The sequence below is a fragment of the Nonomuraea sp. 10N515B genome, from assembly GCF_052245915.1.
In the GTDB taxonomy this organism is placed as follows: Bacteria; Actinomycetota; Actinomycetes; order Streptosporangiales; family Streptosporangiaceae; genus Nonomuraea.
In genome coordinates this window covers 42,601-62,422 of the sequence record NZ_JBQQBQ010000026.1, presented here as the reverse complement: position 1 = coordinate 62,422, position 19,822 = coordinate 42,601, and the positions used below count along the sequence as shown (strand labels likewise).

The 19,822-nt window shown below is 69.3% G+C and carries 15 protein-coding genes; 8 read left to right on the top strand and 7 right to left on the bottom strand.

What is annotated here, in order from left to right:
* The first annotated feature begins 1 nt into the window (after window position 1).
* The 4 genes from ACTWQA_RS32595 (at window position 2) to ACTWQA_RS32580 (ending at window position 5,103) form a co-directional block, all read left to right on the top strand.
* On the top strand, window positions 2-883 hold the full coding sequence (locus ACTWQA_RS32595) for a carbohydrate ABC transporter permease (protein WP_443162835.1): 882 nt from the start codon (window positions 2-4) through the stop codon (window positions 881-883).
* A complete protein-coding gene (locus ACTWQA_RS32590; RefSeq protein WP_443162834.1) occupies window positions 880-1,695 on the top strand; it encodes a carbohydrate ABC transporter permease in 816 nt (271 codons plus the stop codon). Before ACTWQA_RS32595 ends, ACTWQA_RS32590 begins: the two co-directional genes overlap by 4 nt.
* 370 nt (window positions 1,696-2,065) lie before the next feature.
* Window positions 2,066-3,589, top strand: coding sequence for a hypothetical protein (locus tag ACTWQA_RS32585; RefSeq protein WP_443162833.1), 1,524 nt, complete (start codon window positions 2,066-2,068; stop codon window positions 3,587-3,589).
* Window positions 3,589-5,103: a hypothetical protein gene (locus tag ACTWQA_RS32580; protein WP_443162832.1), complete on the top strand. Its 1,515-nt coding sequence runs from the start codon at window positions 3,589-3,591 to the stop codon at window positions 5,101-5,103. The genes ACTWQA_RS32585 and ACTWQA_RS32580 overlap by 1 nt, the downstream gene beginning before the upstream one ends.
* Window positions 5,104-5,110: 7 nt before the next feature.
* Here the strand turns inward: ACTWQA_RS32580 and hisC are convergent, their stop codons facing one another.
* The 5 genes from hisC to fbaA all read right to left on the bottom strand — a co-directional run bounded on the left by hisC (window position 5,111) and on the right by fbaA (window position 12,575).
* Window positions 5,111-6,169: a histidinol-phosphate transaminase gene (gene hisC / locus ACTWQA_RS32575; RefSeq protein ID WP_443162831.1), complete on the bottom strand. Its 1,059-nt coding sequence runs from the start codon at window positions 6,167-6,169 to the stop codon at window positions 5,111-5,113.
* Between the two features lie 75 nt (window positions 6,170-6,244).
* On the bottom strand, window positions 6,245-9,592 hold the full coding sequence (locus ACTWQA_RS32570) for an NACHT N-terminal Helical domain 1-containing protein (protein ID WP_443162830.1): 3,348 nt from the start codon (window positions 9,590-9,592) through the stop codon (window positions 6,245-6,247).
* A gap of 133 nt (window positions 9,593-9,725) precedes the next feature.
* Complete coding sequence (locus ACTWQA_RS32565) at window positions 9,726-11,009, bottom strand: adenylosuccinate synthase (protein ID WP_305914189.1); 1,284 nt, start codon at window positions 11,007-11,009, stop codon at window positions 9,726-9,728.
* Window positions 11,010-11,107: 98 nt separating this feature from the next.
* Window positions 11,108-11,518 carry a DUF3151 domain-containing protein gene (locus ACTWQA_RS32560; RefSeq protein WP_305914190.1) on the bottom strand — a complete coding sequence of 137 codons (411 nt, stop codon included), beginning with the start codon at window positions 11,516-11,518 and terminating at the stop codon, window positions 11,108-11,110.
* A gap of 34 nt (window positions 11,519-11,552) precedes the next feature.
* The gene (gene fbaA / locus ACTWQA_RS32555; protein WP_305914191.1) at window positions 11,553-12,575 is read right to left on the bottom strand and encodes a class II fructose-bisphosphate aldolase; all 1,023 of its coding nucleotides are present in this window, start codon (window positions 12,573-12,575) and stop codon (window positions 11,553-11,555) included.
* 142 nt (window positions 12,576-12,717) lie between these two features.
* On the opposite strand from fbaA, the gene ACTWQA_RS32550 reads away from it, so the two are divergent.
* Window positions 12,718-13,419, top strand: a complete 702-nt coding sequence (locus ACTWQA_RS32550; protein WP_443162829.1) for a DedA family protein — start codon at window positions 12,718-12,720, stop codon at window positions 13,417-13,419.
* 53 nt (window positions 13,420-13,472) lie between these two features.
* Window positions 13,473-13,928 carry a hypothetical protein gene (locus ACTWQA_RS32545; protein WP_443162828.1) on the top strand — a complete coding sequence of 152 codons (456 nt, stop codon included), beginning with the start codon at window positions 13,473-13,475 and terminating at the stop codon, window positions 13,926-13,928.
* On the opposite strand, the gene pyrE is transcribed toward ACTWQA_RS32545, so the two are convergent.
* On the bottom strand, window positions 13,925-14,458 hold the full coding sequence (gene pyrE, locus ACTWQA_RS32540) for an orotate phosphoribosyltransferase (protein ID WP_305914194.1): 534 nt from the start codon (window positions 14,456-14,458) through the stop codon (window positions 13,925-13,927). The genes ACTWQA_RS32545 and pyrE overlap by 4 nt on opposite strands.
* A gap of 143 nt (window positions 14,459-14,601) precedes the next feature.
* On the opposite strand from pyrE, the gene ACTWQA_RS32535 reads away from it, so the two are divergent.
* Window positions 14,602-16,932, top strand: coding sequence for a sigma-70 family RNA polymerase sigma factor (locus ACTWQA_RS32535; RefSeq protein ID WP_443162827.1), 2,331 nt, complete (start codon window positions 14,602-14,604; stop codon window positions 16,930-16,932).
* Window positions 16,933-17,118: 186 nt separating this feature from the next.
* A complete protein-coding gene (locus ACTWQA_RS32530) occupies window positions 17,119-18,360 on the top strand; it encodes an NYN domain-containing protein (RefSeq protein ID WP_443162889.1) in 1,242 nt (413 codons plus the stop codon).
* An 832-nt stretch (window positions 18,361-19,192) separates the two neighbouring features.
* Here the strand turns inward: ACTWQA_RS32530 and ACTWQA_RS32525 are convergent.
* A complete protein-coding gene (locus ACTWQA_RS32525; RefSeq protein ID WP_327586495.1) occupies window positions 19,193-19,822 on the bottom strand; it encodes a response regulator in 630 nt (209 codons plus the stop codon).

Below are 19,822 nucleotides of genomic sequence, written 5' to 3'. Positions count from 1 at the left end.
CATGCGCATACCCGGACAGCGCTGGTACACGCCCTATCTCTTCGCCGCGCCGGCGCTCGTGCTCTTCGGCGTCTTCTTCGCCTGGCCTGCGGTGACGGCGATCCAGCTGTCGTTCTTCAAGTACGACATGATCTCCCCGCCACCCGTCTTCGTGGGCGTGGACAACTTCGTCCGCATGCTCGGCGACGGCCGGTTCTGGACCGCGCTGCTCAACTCGGTCCTGTTCCTCGTCGGGATGTTCCCGCTGCTGGTCGTGGTGCCGTTGCTGCTGGCCGTACTGGTCAACCAGAAGCTGCCGGGCATCAAGACCTTCCGGATGCTCTACTACCTGCCGGTCGTGACGTCGATGGTCGCGGTCGGCATCGCCTGGGAGTACGTCTTCCACCAGCAGGGCGTCCTCAACTGGATGCTCACTGGCGCCGGCCTGCTCGACGAGCCGATCCAGTACCTCCTCGACCCGGCCTGGGCTCTGCCCGCGGTCATCCTGGTCGAAGGCTGGAAGAACATGGGCTTCTACATGATGATCTACCTCGCCGGCCTGCAGACCATCCCGGCGAGTATCTACGAGGCCGCGCGGGTGGACGGCGCCAACGCCTGGCACCGCCTGCGGAGCATCACCGTTCCGCTGCTCATTCCCTACATCGCGGTCGCGATCACCGTGGAGATGCTCGACGCGATGCAGGCCTTCACCTCGATCTACGTGATGACCAAGGGCGGGCCTCAGGACGCGACGCTCACGCTGGGCTACTACATCTGGTCGGCGGCCTTCGAGCGCTACGAGATGGGCTACGCGAGCGCCATGGGGCTGGTCCTGTGGGTGCTGATGATCGGCCTGGCCATCCTCAACTACCGGATCACCCGCGGAAGGACGGTCATGGCATGATCCTTCGGCGCGCGGGGATGTACATCCTGCTGACCGCGATCGCGCTGGTCTTCGTCGGGCCGTTCCTCATCCTGCTGTCGGCCGGGCTCAAGCCCGCCGACCAGGCCGTCTATTCCTTCCCGCCGGACATCATCCCCCGGCCGCCGGTGCTGAACTGGGTGATCGAGGCGTGGACCTCCATCCCCTACCCCACCTACTTGCTCAACTCCGTCATCTACGTCGGCCTGACGGTGCCCGCCTACGTCATCGTCTCGGCGCTGTGCGCCTACCCGCTGGCCCAGATGCACTTCCGCGGGCGCACCATCGTCTTCTTCGCCATCCTGTCCACGATGTTCCTGCCGGGCGAGCTCATGCTCATCCCGCGGTTCCTGGTGGTCACCCAGCTCGGCATGGCCGACACGTTCGCCGGCGTCATCCTGCCCGGCCTGCTGTCCGCCTTCGGGATCTTCCTGCTCCGCCAGACCTTCGCGGGCGTGCCACGCGACGTCGTGGACGCCGCGCGCACCGACGGCTGCCACGAACTGCGCATCTTCTGGCACGTCATGCTGCCGGCCGCCCGCCCGACGCTGGCCATCCTGAGCATCTTCGGCTTCATCTCGGTCTGGAACAGCTTCATCTGGCCGCTGGTCGTGCTGAAGGACTCCGCGAAGTACCCGCTCGCGCTCGGGATCTCCTACCTCGCCGGGATCACGGGCACGGACGTCCGCACGCTCGCCGCCGGAACGATCATGTCGATCATCCCGGTCGTCATCGTTTTCATGCTCATGCAACGCCACGTTCTCGAAGGAATGAGAGGCGCAGTGAAGGGGTAGATCATGTTGACCCGCAGGCTCGCGACAGACATTCGACCACTTCGAGCGGATCTTCCGCGAGGCTGGAGCACCCGGCCAGCCCACGGAGACCAACGAGCGCGGCAGGAGGGCGTGGGGCGTGCTGGCCGGGCGCGACTCCGAGCGCAGCGGATGGCGCCTTCCTTCGGTCCGAGTACACGCCGTCCATCGCCGGCGCACGGCGGATCGAGGACCTCAGCCACGGCGGCATCGACGTGGCCGTCGCGCCCTGGGACATGACCGTGTTCACGCACGCCCGCTCGATCTACGACGCTCGCGCCGTGCAATCCGCGCAAGGCTCCTACCTCGCCTGCATGGCCTATCTCAATTGGTTCGCCAGGAGGTCCTGACAATGCACCTGTCCCGACGGCAGTTCGGCCTGGGCGCCCTAGCCATGGGCGCGCTCGGCTTCTCCAGCTCATCGGCCTACGACTACACCTCAAGGGAGACCTTCGACCTGTTCGACAGGATCTTCCACAGCAGCGCGGCCACCGGAAAGCCCACCGACACCAACGAGCACGGCGCGCTGGCCTGGGGGCAGTCCTACGTGCTGATGGGCTTCATGCGCATGTGGGAGGCCTACAAGGACACCCACTACCTCGACCGGCTGGTCGAGAACGTCGAGCAGGTGCTGGCCAAACGCGACTCGGCACGCGGCGTCACGGACCACCGGGGCAAATCGCTGCCCGCCTGGCGCGCCATGCACCCCTACACGGTGGGCTTCGTCACGCTGAAGGACGCCGACGGCACCCCGCTGCTGGAGGTCCGCTCCGCGCTGAGCTACGCCGACAACGCGATCGCGACCGTCACCGCAGGCACCTCGGCGGGCCGGTTCTCGCTGCAGGTGAAGAACACCAGGACCAACCTGGTCGCCACCTTCCCCAACCTGTCGCTGGACCCGGCCTCCGCCGACTATGCGGTCAAGCGCATCTTCGACGCCTACCCCACCCCGACCATGGTGACCGCACGCGACCTGCGAGCCGCGCCTTCCGGTGAGGCGACGCCCGCCCTGGGCGAGAGCGTGTTCGCCTCGCAACCGGTCATCTTCAGCGTGCACACCGGCATGATCACCTACCCGATGGCCGCGTTCGCCAGGACGGTGCTGGCCAACCCCGCGCTCTGGCGGCGCTACAAGGGCAAGGCGCTGGAGTTCCTCAAGGCGGCCAAGGACGCGGCTGCCGTGCACGACGAGGAGTGGCGGCAGACCCCGGACGGGCGCGGCTACTTCGTCTGGAACAAGGGGACGCCCCTGGCCTACGACGGCGCCGAGCAACCCACCAACCAGAGCGTGTCGCTCGGCCAGACCTACGCGGAACTGGCCGCCGCCACCGGCGACCACCACTATCGCGATCGGGTACGCCGGATGGGCTACACCTTCTCTCTGGAGCTCACGGCCGACGCCGACGATGCCTATGTCTGGCCGTACTGGCCGACCTACGGCAAGCTCTACAAGGGCTTCTCCAAGACCGATGGCATCTCCGAGTTCACGCCGTCCTTCACCGCCGGGGCCCGGCAGATCGAGGACCTCAGCCACGGCGCCATCGAGGTCGAGTTCGCCGCGGCCGCCTTCCGCCACAAGCTCTTCTACACCGGGCAGGACATGGCCCGCTTCGCCCGCACCTACAGCAAGAACCTGGTCGCGCCGCCCGGCGCCGACGGTATCGCCACGGCGTACGGGCGCATCGACGGCACGGGCAGCACCACGTCCGCCGGGCAGTATCTCCAGGCACCGCGCTGGATGGCGGTGGCCCCCTGGGACGAGACGGTTTTCACCCACTCGCGGGCGATCTACGAGGGCCGGGCGGTCGAGCCGCAGCAGGGCTCGTACCTGCTCTGCGTCGCCTACCTCAACTGGCACGCGCGCAGGGGGGCCTGATGTTACGCACCCTGGTCGCGGCCGTCCTGGCCCTGACCACCACCGTCGTCCCGGCCGAGAGCGTGTGGCTGACGAAGTACACAGCCTTGGAGAGCCAGATCGGCGACTCGCTCTACACGAACAAGAGCAGCGCGAACCTGGCGTGGGGCGAGAGCTACATCCTGCGCAGCTATCTCGACGTCTACGGTGCCACCCAGGACACCCATTGGCTCGACAAGCTGGTCATCCACACCGACACCATCCTGGCCCAGGCCGACGACATCGACGGCGACGGCTACCTCGGCTGGAGCACCAGCCGGTATTCGCCGGTCGAGCTGGGCAACCCCAGCTTCGAGACGGCCGCGAGCGGCGACACCACGCTGCCCGCCAACTGGACCAGGTTCCAGGACACCGGCAGCCACATCTACCGGACCACCGACGTCCCGAGCGGCACGGGCAGCCAGTCGGTGCGCGTCGTCTCCGACCTGACCAGGTGGAAGAAGCTCCGCCAGCCTGTGGCGAGCACCTATGAGGGCGGCACCCAGCACGTGTTGCGCGGCTGGGGCAAGCGCACCGGCTCCGTCGTGGGGCGCATCGTGCTGCGCGAGGGCTCCACGACGCTGTGCATGCTGGAGTACACGACCAGCACGTGGACCTACAAGGAGGTCACGTGCTCGCTGCCGGCGGGACGATCGCTGGAGGTGTGGCTGGAGCACAAGTCCTACACGGTCAGCGGGTCGGCCTACTTCGACGACGTCAAGCTGAGCGCGGTCCTGCCGTACATCGTGCACGACGGGATGATCGGCATCCCCATCGCCGAGTTCGTCCGCCTCGTCGCCCAGACCCCGGCCCTTTCCGGGTACGCCGCCAAGGCAGCCACTTACCGGGCCTTCCTGGAGAACGAGATCGTCCCGCGGTGGGAGTCGAGCTCATACATCGGCAACACGTGGAAACCGATCGGGACCACCGAGGGCCTCTACATGCAATCGCCGAACTTCGACGCATTCAGCCACACCAGGGTCTCCAGCGACCTGCCGTACAACCAGGCACTGGCCTTCGGGAACATGCTCATGGTGCTACACGCCGTCAACGGGAACCCGACCTACCTGGACCGGGCGACCCGCCTGGCGCGCTGGACCCGCAACGACCTGACCAACTCGGGCGGGGCCTACATCTGGAACTACGCGACCTACACGACCACGAAGGAGGATCTCTCCCACGCCAACGTGGACCTCTCGGCGTTCCTGGAGTTCTACCGGAGCTCCCAGGTCTTCACGGCGGCCGACATGACGGCGCTGAAGAACACGCTGCTGGCGAAGATGTGGAACGACTCCACGACGGCTCCCGTCTTCAGCCTGTACGTCGACGGGACCGGGACCGCGGCCAACGGGGTCGACTACTACCTGCACTCGTGGCTGGAGCTCACCGAGTGGGATCCCCAGGTGAAGGCGCTGGTCGGTACGAAGTACGCGAACTTCCCCGCGACCAACTCCTCCCACCTCATCACGCTGTCCCGCCTGCTCAAGTGGGAATAGCGAACACTCACGCGCGGAATTCGGCGGCGGCCTTGAGAAAGGCGTCGTTCGCCTCGGGGTCGCCGATCGATACGCGGGCGCCCTCGCCCGCGAAGGGGCGGACGGCGACCCCCTCGACGGCGCAGGCGGCGGCGAAGTCGAGGGTACGCTCGCCGAGCCGGAGCCAGACGAAGTTGGCCTCGGTCGGCGGCACCTCCCAACCCTGGGCGATCAGCGCCTCGCGGACGCGGGTGCGCTCCTTGACCACGGTTTCGACGCGCTCCATGAGCTCGTCCTCGGCCTTCAGCGACGCGATGGCGGCCACCTGGGCGAGGTGGTTGATCGCGAACGGCACGATCGTCTTGCGGACGGCCGCGGCCACGGGCTCGTGCGCGATCATGTAGCCGACCCGCAGCCCGGCCAGCCCGTAGGCCTTCGAGAACGTGCGTACGACGCACACGTTGGGCCGGTCGCGGTAGAGCGTGAGGCCGTCGGGGACGTCCTCGTCGCGGACGTACTCGCGGTAGGCCTCGTCCAGGACCACCAGCACGTGCTCGGGCACCCGATCGAGGAACGCCTCCAGCTCGGCGCGCCGGATCGCGGTGCTCGTCGGGTTGTTCGGGTTGCACACGAAGACCAGGCGAGTGCGGTCGTTGATCGCCTCCGCCATGGCGTCCAGGTCATGATCCTCGCCCGCCAACGGCACCCTGACGGACGTGACGCCGGCCAGATCGCAGAGCAGCGGATACGCCTCGAACGACCGCCACGCGTACACGACTTCCGCCCCGGGGTCGCCCACCGCCTCCAGCAACTGCTGCTGCACCGTGACCGAGCCCGGGCCGAGCGCGACGTGGTCGGACGGCACCCCGTATCGCTCCGCGATGGCCTCGGTCAGCATGATCGCGCCGGGGTCCGGGTAGCGGTTGATGTGACGGGCCCCCTCGGCGATCGCCTCCACCACGGATGGCAGCGGGTCGTACGGGGACTCGTTGGACGACAGCTTGTACGACCTCCCGTCGGGAGCCGCGACGGCCTTACCCGGCTTGTAGGGGGCCATGGTGTCCAGGATCCGGCGGAAACGAGGCATGTCCTTACCTTAAAAGACGTCGCATGATGAGGCATCACCCGGCCTGGGCGGGTCCTACCCACCCACGACACGCGATCAAGATCGGATGACGTTGATGCTCCGGTGAAGGGCACGGGCGTTGCGGAGCTCCTGCGTCTTGCTCACAAACACGGTGAGGTTCCGCATGTCCGCGAGCGGCGACAGATCAAGTGTCTGCGCCGTGCCATCGAGGGTGATGCTGTCCAGGGCCGGCAGCGAAGCGAGCGGGGTGAGGTCGCTGATCCCGCTACAGCCGTACAGGTTGAGATAGCGAAGGCGGGGAAGCCCGGCGAGCGGGCCGAGATCGGTAACGCTTGTGTGCTGGAGTAACAGGGAATCCAGGCTCTCCTGACCGGCCAGCGGACTCAGGTCCCGCAGATTCCGGCACCCGAATGAACTCAGCAGATGCAGGCGGCGTTCGCGCACCGAACTCAGGTCGTTCAGCCAGTCGCAGTGGAAGAACCTGAGCTCCTCGAGCCGGGGGACGGACCGGATGAGGGCCGGCAGACCGCCGTCGATCGCGGTATCCAGCGGCGTGACATGTGTCAGTTCAGGGAAGCCGGCGAAGAACGCCGGATCTCGCAGCCGGTGTGCCCGGTAGAGGCCGAGGTTTTGAAGCCTATGGTGGCGGGTGATGGGGGAGAAGTCTTGTACGCGGTTCAGGTCCTCAAGCAGCAGCGAGTCCAAGGACGTGACCGTGTCCAAGAATCCCAGGTCGGTGAAGTCGACTCCGCGTAGCTTCAGCTCCCTCAGTTTGGGCAGCCTGGAGAGCACCTCCAGGTCGACCTGCCGTGCAGGGCTGAAGTGGATCCAGAGCCAGTCCAGTTCGGGGTGGCAGGCGAGATCTTCCAGGGAGGCGCCGCCCACTTCCCGCAGCGCCAACCAGGACAGCGGCGGAGCCGTCCGGAGGAAATCCAGGTGGTCGACGGGGCAGTCGACGTCGACGGCATCGACCTTCCTGAGCCGGCCAAGGCCGCCGAGTAACCGGGGGTTGTCGATGTCCAGGCGCCCGGTCGGCGGCGTGATTCCGGCGAGGACCTTGGTCGCGTAGGCGTAGGGATCGAAGTAGCTCCAGCCCGTGATCAGCTCTCTCTTGACGTCGCTCCTGGTGTCACCGGCGTATCCGGACAGCTTCGCCAGCGCCTCGGGGCCGTTGATCAGCCAGCAGGTACGCGCGGTCGCGATTGCCTTGGCCGTTGACAGTCCGCGTAGGTCTGCGGGCAGGCGGTGGAGCGCCTCCTCGCCGGCCAGGGCCAGCGACCTGGCTTCGGCGTCGTTCCTTGGCGGTATCACCTCGGCCAGGCAGGCATCGATGCGCTCCCGCAGGTCGGCGGGAAGCTCCTGGACAGTCTCCAGGCATCCCGCCACCAGCAGCCGCAGCCGCCGGGCGTACCGACTGTCTCTCTCCACCCGGTCCAGCAGTCCGCGGAGGAGTTCGCGGCGTACCGGGGCGTTCGCGTGGCCGGCGGCCATCACCACTGTCTCGCGCCACTGGTCCAGATGCGCCCGCTCGGTCAGCGGCTCCATGTCGGCGTCGTCGGCCGCCTGCTTGGCGGCGAGGTACTCCTGCACGGTGCGGTGGACGAAATCGATCCGTCCCGTGACCGGCTCTCTGATCACGCCGCTGCGCTGGAGCAGGTGGTCCAGGACGGCCTCGGCCGTCGCGTCGATGCGGGGCATCGACGCGACTTTGTCGGAGATCCGGCGGAGCGCGGTCGCCTTGGACAGTTCGGAGCGACCCCAGACCGACAGCTGCCAGGCCAGGTCTTGCAGGATGCGGATCGTCTGTTCGGGTTCGAGCGCGACCTCGGCGGCGATGCCGCGCTCGACGTCGCGGCGCACCAGCAGCAGTTCGAGCGCCGCCGCGTACAACCCCATCCGGTTGCGTGGCAGCTGCGTGCCGCGGTCCAGGTTGAGCGCGCAGAGCATCGCGGCCAGCAGAGGGGTGGAGGCAAGCGTCTGCAAATGTCGGCCGCTCTCCAGCCTGGCCAGCAGCGCGCCCTGATACTCCTCCAGCTTCGCTGGGGTGCACGGCAGGCTCTTGGAGCCCTTCATCGCCACGTGCCAGTGTCGTACCAGCTCATGCAGGTCATGCGGGGTCATCGGCTCCAGCATCACCGACTCGAAGCCCTCTTCCTCCAGCCATCGCGCGTCGGCGGCGGCAGGGCGAGAGGTCACGACGGTGGTGATGTCGGGGTAGGCGGACAGCAGGCCGCCGAGCCATTGCCTGACGGCCGGGCGGTGCCGCACGGCCAGCTCGTCAACACCGTCGACCAGCAGCAGGGCCCGTCCGGACTCCAGGATCCGGTGGGCCCACCCCGTGGGCATGCGCCCGGCCAGTGGGCCCGCGACGTCGGCTAGGAAATTCTCCGGCCCTGGCAGGACTCCCGTGTGGTGACTGCGAAGCTTGATGACGAACGGGACGCAGCCGTTCCACCCGGCCAGCTCGTCCACGAAGTCACCGCGTGCCGCGGTGACCGACAACCAGCGCAGCAGCGTGCTCTTGCCCGATCCGGCATCCCCTCTGAGCAGGGTCCTGGGGGCACGCCCGAGGGCGCTTTCGGCGCGCACTGTCGTCATGCCGTGCTGGGCGGGCGCGTCGGTCAGGTCACCGAACCGTATGCGTTCGTGGTCGGGCCTTCGGCCCTCGGCGGAGACGCTCAGGCTGATGTAGGCGATGCTCAGCGTGGCCCGCGGTCGGTAGTTGTCCACCCGGACGCCGAACAGTTCGACCTCGTCCAGCGTCCGGCTGATGTGCTCGAGATAGCGGCGCTCGAACTCAGCGTCGTCCTGGACTCCTGACGGGGCGTCCAGGGTGCGCGCGGGCAGCTTCGCCAGCACCGTCGAGACCTGCGTGCCCAACTCGTCGAGCTGCTCGCCGAGCCGGACCGTTCTGCCGAGCAGTTCGGTGGCAACTCTGGGCAGGTACTGCGGGAGCTGCTGCAGGATGCGCACCACGCACTCGACGCATTCTTCGAGCAACACGTCGTAGAGCTGCCCGCCGGCCTCGCCGAGTTGAGGACGGGGGTCGGCCAGCCCCTGCCGGATCCGCCTGGTCAGCAGGATCGGGTCGGCCGCAGCGTCGAAGACGGCCCGATCGGAAAAGTCCGCCCGCTTAACGGTGTCCACGGCCTCCAGCAGCGCGGCGGCTCTGTCATTCTCCGACAGGCCGCCGTATTCCCGCTCGACAAGCGTCATCAGGCGCCGGTCCACTCCGTCGGCGATCGCTTCCACCTGGCGCTGGAAGCTGCGCCTGACCAGACGGTCGGGAAGCTCGCTCCTGATGAGCGTGGCCAGGTCCGAGTTCCGCTCGGCCTGGGCAGAGCGGGCCGACAACCATTCCTGTGCGGCGCGCTGGGCGACGACCTTCGCCGCCGCGGCGGCCGCGGCTTCCAGTGCGGGCATTGCGCTCCTCGAACGTGGGATCAGCTCAATGATCGCCACATACGCCCGGAAATGGGAGCGGCCCAGGGGAGGCCGTCACACATGAAGCCATCAGGCGACGTGGCCGGCGACCCGCCGGCCACGTCAGAGCCGGTCAGACGAGCGAGCGCACCACCACGGTCTGGTCGCGGCCCGGGCCGACGCCGATGGCGGAGACCGGCGCCCCGGCCATCTCCTCCAGCGCCCGCACATAGGACTGCGCCGTCGGCGGCAGGTCATCGAAGGACTTGGCGCTGGTGATGTCCTCCTGCCACCCCGGGAACTCCTCGTAGATCGGCGTCGCGTGGTGGAACTCGGTCTGCGTCATCGGGATCTCGTCGTGCCGCACCCCGTCCACGTCGTAGGCCACGCACACCGGGATCCGCTCCAGCCCCGACAGCACGTCCAGCTTGGTGAGGAAGTAGTCGGTGATCCCGTTGATGCGGGTCGCGTAGCGGGCGATCACCGCGTCGAACCAGCCGCAGCGGCGGTTGCGGCCGGTGGTGACGCCGTACTCGCCGCCGGTCTGGCGCAGCCACTCGCCCATCTCGTCCGTCAGCTCGGTCGGGAAGGGCCCGGAGCCGACCCGGGTCGTGTACGCCTTCAGGATGCCGATGATCTTGGTGAGCCGGTTCGGCGGGATCCCGGCTCCCGCACACGCGCCGCCCGACGTGGGAGACGACGACGTGACGAACGGGTACGTGCCGTGGTCGATGTCGAGCAGCGTCCCCTGGCCGCCCTCCAGCAGCACGAACTTGCCCTCGTCCAGCGCCTTCGAGAGCACCAGCGTGGTGTCGGCGATGTGTGGCTTGAGCCGCTCGGCGTAGGCGAGGTATTCCTCCAGCACGGCTTCGTGGTCGATGCCGCGCCGGTTGTAGACCTTGGTCAACACCTGGTTCTTCTCGGTCAGCGCGACTTCGATCTTCTTCGCCAGGATGCCCGGGTCGAGCAGGTCCTGCACGCGCACGCCCATGCGTGCGATCTTGTCGCCGTACGCGGGCCCGATCCCGCGCCCGGTCGTGCCGATCCTGGCCTTGCCCAGGTAGCGCTCGGTGACCTTGTCGAGCGCCTTGTGGTGGGGCATGATCAAGTGCGCGTTCGAGGAGATCAGCAGCCGCTCGGCGGAGATGCCCCGCGCGGCCAGCCCGTCGATCTCACTCAGCAGGACACCCGGGTCGATCACTACACCGTTGCCGATCACCGGCACGACTTCTGGCGAGAGGATTCCGGTGGGAAGCAGGTGGAGGGCGTATTTCTGGTCGCCGATGACGACCGTGTGCCCCGCGTTGTTGCCACCCTGATAGCGGACGACGTAATCGACGTCGCCACCGAGCAGGTCGGTGGCCTTGCCCTTGCCCTCATCGCCCCACTGGGCACCAACGAGAACGGCAGCCGGCATGGTTCAGTCTCCTGAGCACAAAACGAAACCCCTGGCGCAAGCGCGACAGGGGCTCTTGCGTAGTGAGACTACCCGAACACGCCTAAACACCCCAAGGGCTAACCCTTGGTCAGCGCGTCGTAACCAGATTCCGTGCTGTCCTTAAGGAACTGCAGGCACCGCTCGGCCTCGTCTTTCTCGCCGATCGCCTGGGCGGCTCGCGACAGCGCGTACAGGCACCGCAGGAAGCCGCGGTTGGGCTCGTGCTCCCACGGAATGGGCCCGTGGCCCTTCCAGCCGCTGCGGCGCAGGTGGTCGAGCCCGCGATGGTAGCCCGTGCGCGCGAAGGCGTAGGAGGTCACGGCGTGCCCCTGAGCGAAGTATTCCTCCGCGAGCGCGGCCCACGCCGCCGGGTGGGCGGGGAAGCGGGCCGCCACGTCGGCGGGCTTGGCACCGGACTCCAGCGCCTCTCTGGCCTCGGGCTGATCCGGCAGGTGAGTCGGGGGCGGCCCGGCGAGAAGGTTATCCATAGGACAAGTCATACCCGCCGGGCCGCCGTGATGGCTAGGAGATCTTCGTCCCAGCGCTCTTCAGGCTCTCGCACGCCTCCACGACACGCGCGGCCATCCCGGCCTCCGCGGCCTTGCCGTACGCGCGCGGGTCGTAGGACTTTTTGTTGCCCACGTCGCCGTCCACCTTGAGTACGCCGTCGTAGTTGCGGAACATGTGGTCCGCGATCGGCCTGGTGAAGGCGTATTGGGTGTCGGTGTCGACGTTCATCTTGACGACGCCGTAGGAGATCGCCTCGTGGATCTCCGAGAGCAGCGAGCCGGAGCCGCCGTGGAAGACCAGGTCGAACGGCTTGTCCTTGCCGTATTTGGCGCCGACCGCGTCCTGGATCTCCTTCAGCACGCTCGGCCGCAGCTTGACGTGGCCCGGCTTGTAGACGCCGTGCACATTGCCGAACGTGGCGGCCAGCATGTAGCGGCCCTGCTCCCCGATGCCGACGGCCTCGGCGGTCGCCAGCGCGTCCTCGGCAGTGGTGTAGAGCTTCTCGTTGATCTCGCCGACGACGCCGTCTTCCTCGCCGCCGACGACACCGATCTCCATCTCCATGATGATCCGGGCCCGCGCGCACTTGTCCAGGAGCTCCTTGGCGATCTCCAGGTTCTCCTCCAGCAGCACGGCCGAGCCGTCCCACATGTGCGACTGGAAGAGCGGGTCCAGGCCCTTGGAGACCCGCTCCAGGGAGATGTCGATCAGCGGCCGCATGAAGCCGTCGAGCTTGTCCTTGGGGCAGTGGTCGGTGTGCAACGCCACCGTGACGGGGTATTTCGCGGCCACGATCCGGGCGTACTCGGCCAGCGCCGTCGCCCCGGCGACCATGTCCTTGACAGTGGCGCCGGACAGGAACTCGGCGCCGCCGGTGGAGACCTGAACGATGCCGTCGCTCTCGGCCTCGGCGAAGCCGCGCAGAGCGGCATTCAGCGTCTGAGACGAGGTCACGTTGATCGCCGGGTAGGCGAATCCGCCGGCCTTGGCCCGGTCGAGCATCTCAGCGTAGACCTCTGGAGTCGCAATAGGCATGATTCATCTCCCTGAGAAGTTACGGCTTCGCGCCAGGGCCCAGTATCCCGGCTCACTACCCCGTGTGGTAGATACAACGCGTTGTTGAAGGCGCGCGCTCGATGGTCACGCCGGACATGCCCGCTCCGGGTAGGCTCTCGGCGTGGACTGGCTTTTGAATCTCCTCAACCCGACGTGGTGGCTCACGATTCTCGGCGCTTTCGCCACGATCGGCGTCCTGGCCATCATCTTCGCCGAAACGGGTCTGCTGCTCGGGTTCTTCTTGCCCGGCGACTCGCTGCTGGTGGCCGCGGGGATTTTCAGCTCGGCGTCAGTGGCCGCGGGCATAGGGATCGAGCCGCTCTCGCTGCCCGTCCTGTTGATCGGCACCCCGCTGTGCGCGATCGCCGGCGCCCAGCTCGGGCATTTCCTGGGCGCGCGATTCGGCCGCAAACTCTTTGACAAGCCGAATTCGCGGTTGTTCAAGCGGGAGCACGTGCTCAGGGCCGAGGAGTTCTTCGAGAAGTTCGGCCCGGCCAAGGCGGTGATTCTGGCCAGGTTCGTGCCGATCGTCCGCACGTTCATGAATCCCGTCGCCGGCGTGCTGGAGATGCCGTCCAAACGTTTCTTCGTGTGGAACGTCGTCGGCGGAGTGGTCTGGGTCGAGAGCCTGCTCCTGGTCGGCCACTTCCTCGGCGGGCAGGTCAAGCCCGAGCAGATCGACAAGTACATCCTGCCGGGCGTCTTCCTCATCGTGCTCATCTCGCTGATCCCGATCTTCGTCGAGGTCGTCAAGAAGCGCCGCGAGGCCAAGCGGCTCCCCGTGCCCAACGGCAAACACCACCGCGTGGGCGATCCGTCCTGACGGCGTAGGCGACTACCGGTAGGAGTGGCATACGTCACGGTACGCTGCCCACTGTGGGACGCCACAGGTCAGATCCGATGGGCCTCGCCCGCCTGGCGCTCGCCGTCCTGGCGGTCGTGGCCGTGGTGACACTCCTGGTCATAGGCGGTCGCGCGCTGCTCGCCTCGCTCGACGCGCCGACCCAGGCCGAGCGCGAGCGCGCCACCGCGACCGCCCTCGCCACCGCCGGCACTGCCGGCACTGCCGGCCAGGAGGACACCGTCCAGGTGCCGACGGTGCACATCGAGTGCCTGGCCCAAACCTGCCCCACCGTCACCGTACGGGTGCCGGGCGGCGACGTGCTCCAGCACCGTGAGATGAGCAAGGGCGAGGAGGTCAGCTACTTCGAGCCCGAGCTGGACGTGGTGCTCAGCGACGCGGGCACGGTCCGCGTCACCGAGAACGGCGAGCGGCGCGAGCAGGGGGAGCAGGGCGCCAGGCAGGCGTTCACCGCCCGCGCGCCCGGCTAGAGGCCCAGCTCCTGCGGGGTGAAGGCGGTGCGGTAGTCGAGTCCCGCGCCGACGATGCGCTCGTGCGCTCCGCGGTCCACGATCGTGGCCACGGCCACCACCTCGGCCCCGGCCTCCCGCAGCGCCTCCACGGCGGTCAGCACCGACGCGCCGGTCGTGGAGGTGTCCTCGAGCGCGAGCACCCGCCGCCCCTTCACCTCGGGCCCCTCGATCCTGCGCTGCAGGCCGTGCTCCTTCATCGCCTTGCGCACCACGAACGCATCCAGCACGCGTCCCCGGGCCGCCGCGGCATGCAGCATCGCGGCGGCGATGGGATCGGCGCCCAGCGTGAGCCCGCCCACCGCGTCGTAGTCAAGATCCTCGGTCAGGTCGAGCATCACCTTGCCGACGAGGGGCGCGGCCACGCCGTCGAGCGTGATCCGCCGCAGGTCGAGATAGTAGTCGGCCTCTATGCCGGAGGAGAGCGTGACCTTGCCGTGGACGACGGCCTTCTTCTTGATCTCGGCCAGCAGGTTGTCGCGATCTGTCATGCGTCCAAGCTTAGGGTCCTGACCAGGGTGCGAGCTTGCCGTGGGGGACGCTCGCCGGGCGGTAAAGACCGCGTCGCGGTTTAGTCGTGACGGGTTATGCGGAATGATTGCGCCGGGCAACCCCGCGTAATCGTGAGGTCACTATGGGTGTCGAATCGCCACAAAGCGACGCAGAGCTCCTGCAGGCCGTCAGGGAGGGCAACGCATCCGCTTACGGGCAGCTCTACGAGCGCCACGTCGCCGCGGCCCGTGCGCTGGCCCGGCAGCTCGTCAAGAGCACCGAGGCCGAGGACGTGATCGCCGAGGCGTTTACCAAGATCCTTGACCTGGTCGGCAGGGGCGCGGGTCCCGAGGCCGGCTTCCGCACCTACCTGCTGACCGTGGTGCGGCGCACGGTCCGCGACCGGTCCAGGATCGAGGGCCGCCCACTGAGCACGGAGGAGATCGAGGACTACGACCCCGGGATGCCGTTCGTGGATCCCGCGCTCGTGGGGCTGGAGACGTCGCCGATCGCCAGGGCATACCTGTCGTTGCCCGAGCGATGGCGGGCGGTGCTCTGGCACATCGCGGTGGAGCGGAGCAAGCAGGCCGAGGTGGCGCCGCTGCTGGGGTTGTCGGCCAACGGCGTGGCCGCGCTGACGTACCGGGCCAGGGAGGGGCTTCGGCAGGCTTACCTGCAGCTGCATCTGGGCACGCAGCCGCGGCCCGAGTGCCGTCCCGTTCTCGGCAAGCTGGGCTCCTACGTCAGGGGCGGGCTGACCAGGCGCGACGCCAAGGCGGTCGACGAGCATGTGAGCGGCTGCGAGGAGTGCCACGGGGTCCTGCTGGAGTTGGGCGATGTCAACCGCGGGCTGCGGGTCATCGTCGGACCGCTGATCGCCGGGCCGCTCTTCGGCGGCTACGCTGCCGCCCTCGCCAAGCCGGCGGTCGGCGGCCGCGTGGGCGGGTTGCTGCGGGCCTCGGCGTGGCTTTGGCGGGCGCCAAAGCACCAGCAGGCCGCGCTGGCCGGTGGCATGGCCGTCATGCTCGCCGCGGCCATCGCGCTTCTGCTGATATCCGAGGCACGGCCGATCGACACGCCCACGCCCGCGCCGATCGCCCAGCCGCCGCCATCGGCGCTGCAGGCGCGGCCCGAGCCCAGAGAGGAGCCCGCGCGGGTCCCGCCGCCGGGCAGGACCGAGCGGCAGCCGGGCAAGGCGAGGCTGCGGGCCACGATCGACCCGCTCGGCGCACTCGTACGCGCTCAGCCCGGCATCATCGGCATCCGCCTGCGCAACGACGGCGATGGGCCCAGCCAGGCCTTGGCGGCGCTCGTGGACCTGCCGCGGGGCGTGCGGCTCATCCCGGCGGCACGCCGTCACCAGGCCGCCTCCCTCGCCGGGCCCGTGGGCACGGTGGACGGCTGGGCCTGCCGCCCGGCCGGCGGCGGCGCGCGGTGCACCAGGGAGTCGCTCGCGGCAGGCCAGGGCACGGCGGTGTTCCTGCGGGTCCTCGTCGCCGAAGAGGCGCCGGAGGGTGCGGGGCCCGCTGTGCGCGTCGAAGCCGGCGCGCTGCGGGTCACGGCGCGGGCCGAGGAAGGCGTACGCGCGTCCGGGGCGCCGGCCAGGTTCGCCACCGAGGGCAAGGTGACCGTCAGGGCGATCGGCAACTCGCTGCTGACCTGTCCCGAGGAGCTGGCGGGCTGCGTGCCCGCCCGGCGGCGCGAGGGCGACCAGCGCGACAACGACCTGTGGCCGATGACCGCGCTCGACGGGGACGGCGCGGCGGACACCACCTCCTCCAGCGCGGCCGAGCTGTCGCTGCCGAAGGGCAGCCGGGTCGTGTGGGCCGGGCTCTACTGGTCGGCGAGCGGCGAGCGGGCCGGGCCCATCAAGGTCCGCCCGCCCGGGCGGCCGGATTACGTGCCGGTCCGGCCGGCCCATGTGGCCGCCCGCGAGCTCCCCGCCGGCCCCGTCTACCAGGCGTTCGCCGACGTGAGCCGGTTGGTCGCCGGCGCACGCAGGAGCGGCACATGGTGGGCGGCCGACGCGCCGATGGAGGAGGGGGTGGCCCGGTATGCCGGCTGGAGCCTGGTGCTGATCGTCACCGACCCGTCGGAGCCGTACAGCCAGGCCGTTGTGCTCGACACGGCCACCGTGATCGGCGGCCGGGCCGGGCGCGTACGCGTACCGCTCGAGGGCCTGACCCCCGCGGCCGCTCCGGCCAGGCTCGAACTGGTCACCTGGGAGGGCGACGCCGACCTCGCGGGCGACAAGGTCTCGCTCGGCTCCGGCGCCCTCACCCCCGCGGGCGGCGACCGCGATCCCGCCAACGTCTTCGACGGCTCGTCGAGCGGTGCTGCGGATACGACGTTCGGGGTCGACGTCGACACGGTCGGCGCCGAGCTCGGAGTGGATCCGGGACTGACGATCGCCACGGACAAGGACGTCGTCCTGTTCGGGGTCGCCGCGTTGAGCGTGCGTGCGCGCTCGTGACCGCGAACGGGACAAACTGGTACGGTCTGCCTAGACGGTCTGGTGCATCGGCGGGCAGGCGTCGAATCGTCGGCATTAACCCTCGCACGATCACCAGCTTTCATTACCCTGAGAGAGGGCCGCCGAGTCCGGTCTCTGACGGTGCAGAGCCAGCAAGGTCGGACCACCAGGAAAGGGGCGGTGTCAGTGGATCGCTGTGCGCTGTTCGTAGACGCCGGCTATCTGCTGGCTGATGGCGCGATGGCCGTGCACGGCACGCGTCATCGCGAAGCGGTCGCCTGGGATTACCCGGGCTTGCTCCAGCTGATGACCAGCCTGTCGCGCGAGCGCACCGGCCTGCCGCTGCTTCGGTGCTACTGGTACGAGGCGACGGTCGAAGGCCGCCGCACGCCGGAGCACGACGCGTTGGCCGACATCCCCGGCCTCAAGCTCAGGCTGTCACGGATCAGGCCGGGCCGTCGCGAGGGCGTCGACGCCCAGGTCCACCGCGATCTGATGACGCTCGCCCGCAACAACGCCATCTGCGACGCGGTGGTCGTGAGCGGGGACGAGGACCTGGCGCAGGTCGTGTGCGACGCGCAGGATCTCGGCATCAGGGTGAGCGTCATCCACGTCGCGGCCGACGGCGGCTGGGCCGTCTCCCGCTCGCTCCGGCAGGAGTGCGACGACTTGGTCGAGCTGGGCTCCGCCCACCTGCGCCCTTACGTCTCCCTGGTGACCGGTGTCAGCGAGGCGGCCTCCAACGGGCACCACCAGCCGCTCAGCAACGGTCAGGCCACGCACTCGCTGCCGCCCTCGCCATCCTCGTCGTCCCTGCCTCCGTCCTCGTTGCCGTCGTCGCTGCCCCCGGCCACGCCGTCCACCGGGAGCCATGCCGCCGGCTCGTCGTCCTCTTCCACGTCGAGCAGCCAGCCGTCCTCTAACGGGCCGGTGTCGTCGGGGCGCGGGCATGCGTCGTCCACGCCGCCCTCGCTGCCCACCTATGCCAGCTACCAGCAGGCGGAGCAGCCGTCGGCCCCGGCGACCGGGCCCATGCAGGCCCAGCAGTCAGCCCAGTCGCCCAGCACCGGGCAGTTCGCCTCGCCGTCGAGTGGGGGCACCTACCAGCCGTCGCAGCTGGGGCCGTACACCGGGCCGCAGCCCGCACCCGTCACGCCGCCACCCGCCGCGACCGCGGGCGCCACCACGCTGTCCGACGCGGTCAAGGCCGCCCACCGGGAAGGGCACGACTTCGGCGAGTCCGTGGCCAGGGACGCCCCGGCGCTGTGGCTGGAGGCGGTGCTGGCCCGCAAGCCGCGCATGCCGTCCGACCTGGAGGCGCGGCTGCTTCAGGGGTCGTCGTTGCCGATCGATTTCCTGCTGCATGATGAGGTACGGCACGCGTTGCGGCGCGGCTTCTGGGACGCCCTCGAACGCGCCCGCCACTAACCCATCCCCCTTCTGTCCCGCCGGCACCTCTTCCTCCGGCCGCGCTCCCTCCGCCGCCTTCCGGCCACCCCCTCGCCTTCGCCGCGTCCGGCGCCATCTCACGCCGCGCCATTCCGCGTCGCGCCGTGCCGCGCCATCCCGCGCGGTGCCGTGCCGCCATCCCGTGCCGTGCCGCCATCCCGTGCCGTGCCGCCATCCCGTGCCGTGCCGCCATCCCGTGCCGTGCCGCCATCCCGTGCCGTGCCGCCATCCCGTGCCGTGCCGCCATCCCGTGCCGTCCCGTGCCGTGCGGTGCCGTCCCGTGCCGTGCCGTGCCGTGCCGCGCCGTGCCGCGCTGTGCCGCGCCGTGCCGCCCCGTGCCGTGCGCCGCCCCGTGCCGTGCGCCGTGCCGTGCCGTGCGCCGTGCCGTGCGCCGCGCCGCGCTGCGCCGTGCTGTTTGTGCTGCGCGCCGTGCCGTGCCGTGCGCCGTGCCGTGCCGTGCGCTGCGCCGTGCTGTTTGTGCTGCGCGCCGTGCCGTGCTGCGCGCCGTGCCGTGCCGTGCCGTGCTGCGCGCCGCGCCGTTGCGTGCCGTGCGCCGCGCCATCCCGCGCTGGGCGCCGTGCTCCTGCGCCGAGCGCCGCCGTACCCCATCCCGCCGCCCCGGCGCCACGAGGGCGCGTCCGTGTCACTTACGCGCCGCAGTGCGCCCCTGGCCCGCGTGGCGCTGCTGGCTCGCGTGGCGCTGCTGGCTCGCGTGGCGCTGCTGGCTCGCGTGGCGCTGCTGGCTCGCGTGGCGCCGCGGGCCCGCGCGGCGCCGCGGGCCCCTTGCGGGGGCGTCCGCGAGTGTGCCGGATTAGGACAGGGCGTCGAAGCCGGCGCGCAAATGCGTCAGGCGGTCGGTGAGGTCCGAGAGCGGCGCGGCCAGCGCCGGGTCCTGGGACTTGCGGGCCAGCTCCCGAATCCGGGCCAGCTCATCCTCCACGGCCGTCAGCCGCCGCGACAGCTCCGGCAGCACCGACGCCTGATCACCGGCCCCGGCCGGCAGTTCGCCGGTGAGCCGGTCGCGGAGCAGGGACGCCTGCTCGGCCAGCCGCTTGTTCATGTTGTAGAGCTCGGTGAACACCGACACTTTCGCCCGCAACACCCACGGGTCGAACGGCTTGGTCAGATAGTCCACCGCACCTGCCGCGTAGCCGCGGAAGGCGTAGTCGGGCGCGCTGTCCACCACGGTCAGGAAGATGATCGGAATGTTCCTGGTCCGCTCGCGCCGCTTGATGTGCGCAGCCGTCTCGAACCCATCCATGCCCGGCATCCGCACGTCGAGCAGGATGAGCGCGAACTCGGTGTTGAGCAGTGCTTTCAGCGCCTCCTCGCCCGACCGGGCGCGTACCGGCACCAGGTCGAGCGAGCTGAGGATGGCTTCCAGCGCGATGAGGTTTTCCTCGCGGTCGTCTACCAGGAGGATCTTCGCTCGCTCCGCCAT

What these genes read in the sequence shown, in the direction of transcription:
- ACTWQA_RS32595 (WP_443162835.1), top strand. Translation starts at nt 2, where the DNA reads ATGCGCATACCCGGACAGCGCTGGTACACGCCCTATCTCTTCGCCGCG.
- ACTWQA_RS32590 (WP_443162834.1), top strand. Translation starts at nt 880, where the DNA reads ATGATCCTTCGGCGCGCGGGGATGTACATCCTGCTGACCGCGATCGCG.
- ACTWQA_RS32585 (WP_443162833.1), top strand. Translation starts at nt 2,066, where the DNA reads ATGCACCTGTCCCGACGGCAGTTCGGCCTGGGCGCCCTAGCCATGGGC.
- ACTWQA_RS32580 (WP_443162832.1), top strand. Translation starts at nt 3,589, where the DNA reads ATGTTACGCACCCTGGTCGCGGCCGTCCTGGCCCTGACCACCACCGTC.
- hisC (WP_443162831.1), bottom strand. Translation starts at nt 6,169, where the DNA reads ATGCCTCGTTTCCGCCGGATCCTGGACACCATGGCCCCCTACAAGCCG.
- ACTWQA_RS32570 (WP_443162830.1), bottom strand. Translation starts at nt 9,592, where the DNA reads ATGCCCGCACTGGAAGCCGCGGCCGCCGCGGCGGCGAAGGTCGTCGCC.
- ACTWQA_RS32565 (WP_305914189.1), bottom strand. Translation starts at nt 11,009, where the DNA reads ATGCCGGCTGCCGTTCTCGTTGGTGCCCAGTGGGGCGATGAGGGCAAG.
- ACTWQA_RS32560 (WP_305914190.1), bottom strand. Translation starts at nt 11,518, where the DNA reads ATGGATAACCTTCTCGCCGGGCCGCCCCCGACTCACCTGCCGGATCAG.
- fbaA (WP_305914191.1), bottom strand. Translation starts at nt 12,575, where the DNA reads ATGCCTATTGCGACTCCAGAGGTCTACGCTGAGATGCTCGACCGGGCC.
- pyrE (WP_305914194.1), bottom strand. Translation starts at nt 14,458, where the DNA reads ATGACAGATCGCGACAACCTGCTGGCCGAGATCAAGAAGAAGGCCGTC.
- ACTWQA_RS32535 (WP_443162827.1), top strand. Translation starts at nt 14,602, where the DNA reads ATGGGTGTCGAATCGCCACAAAGCGACGCAGAGCTCCTGCAGGCCGTC.
- ACTWQA_RS32525 (WP_327586495.1), bottom strand. Translation starts at nt 19,822, where the DNA reads ATGGCGGAGCGAGCGAAGATCCTCCTGGTAGACGACCGCGAGGAAAAC.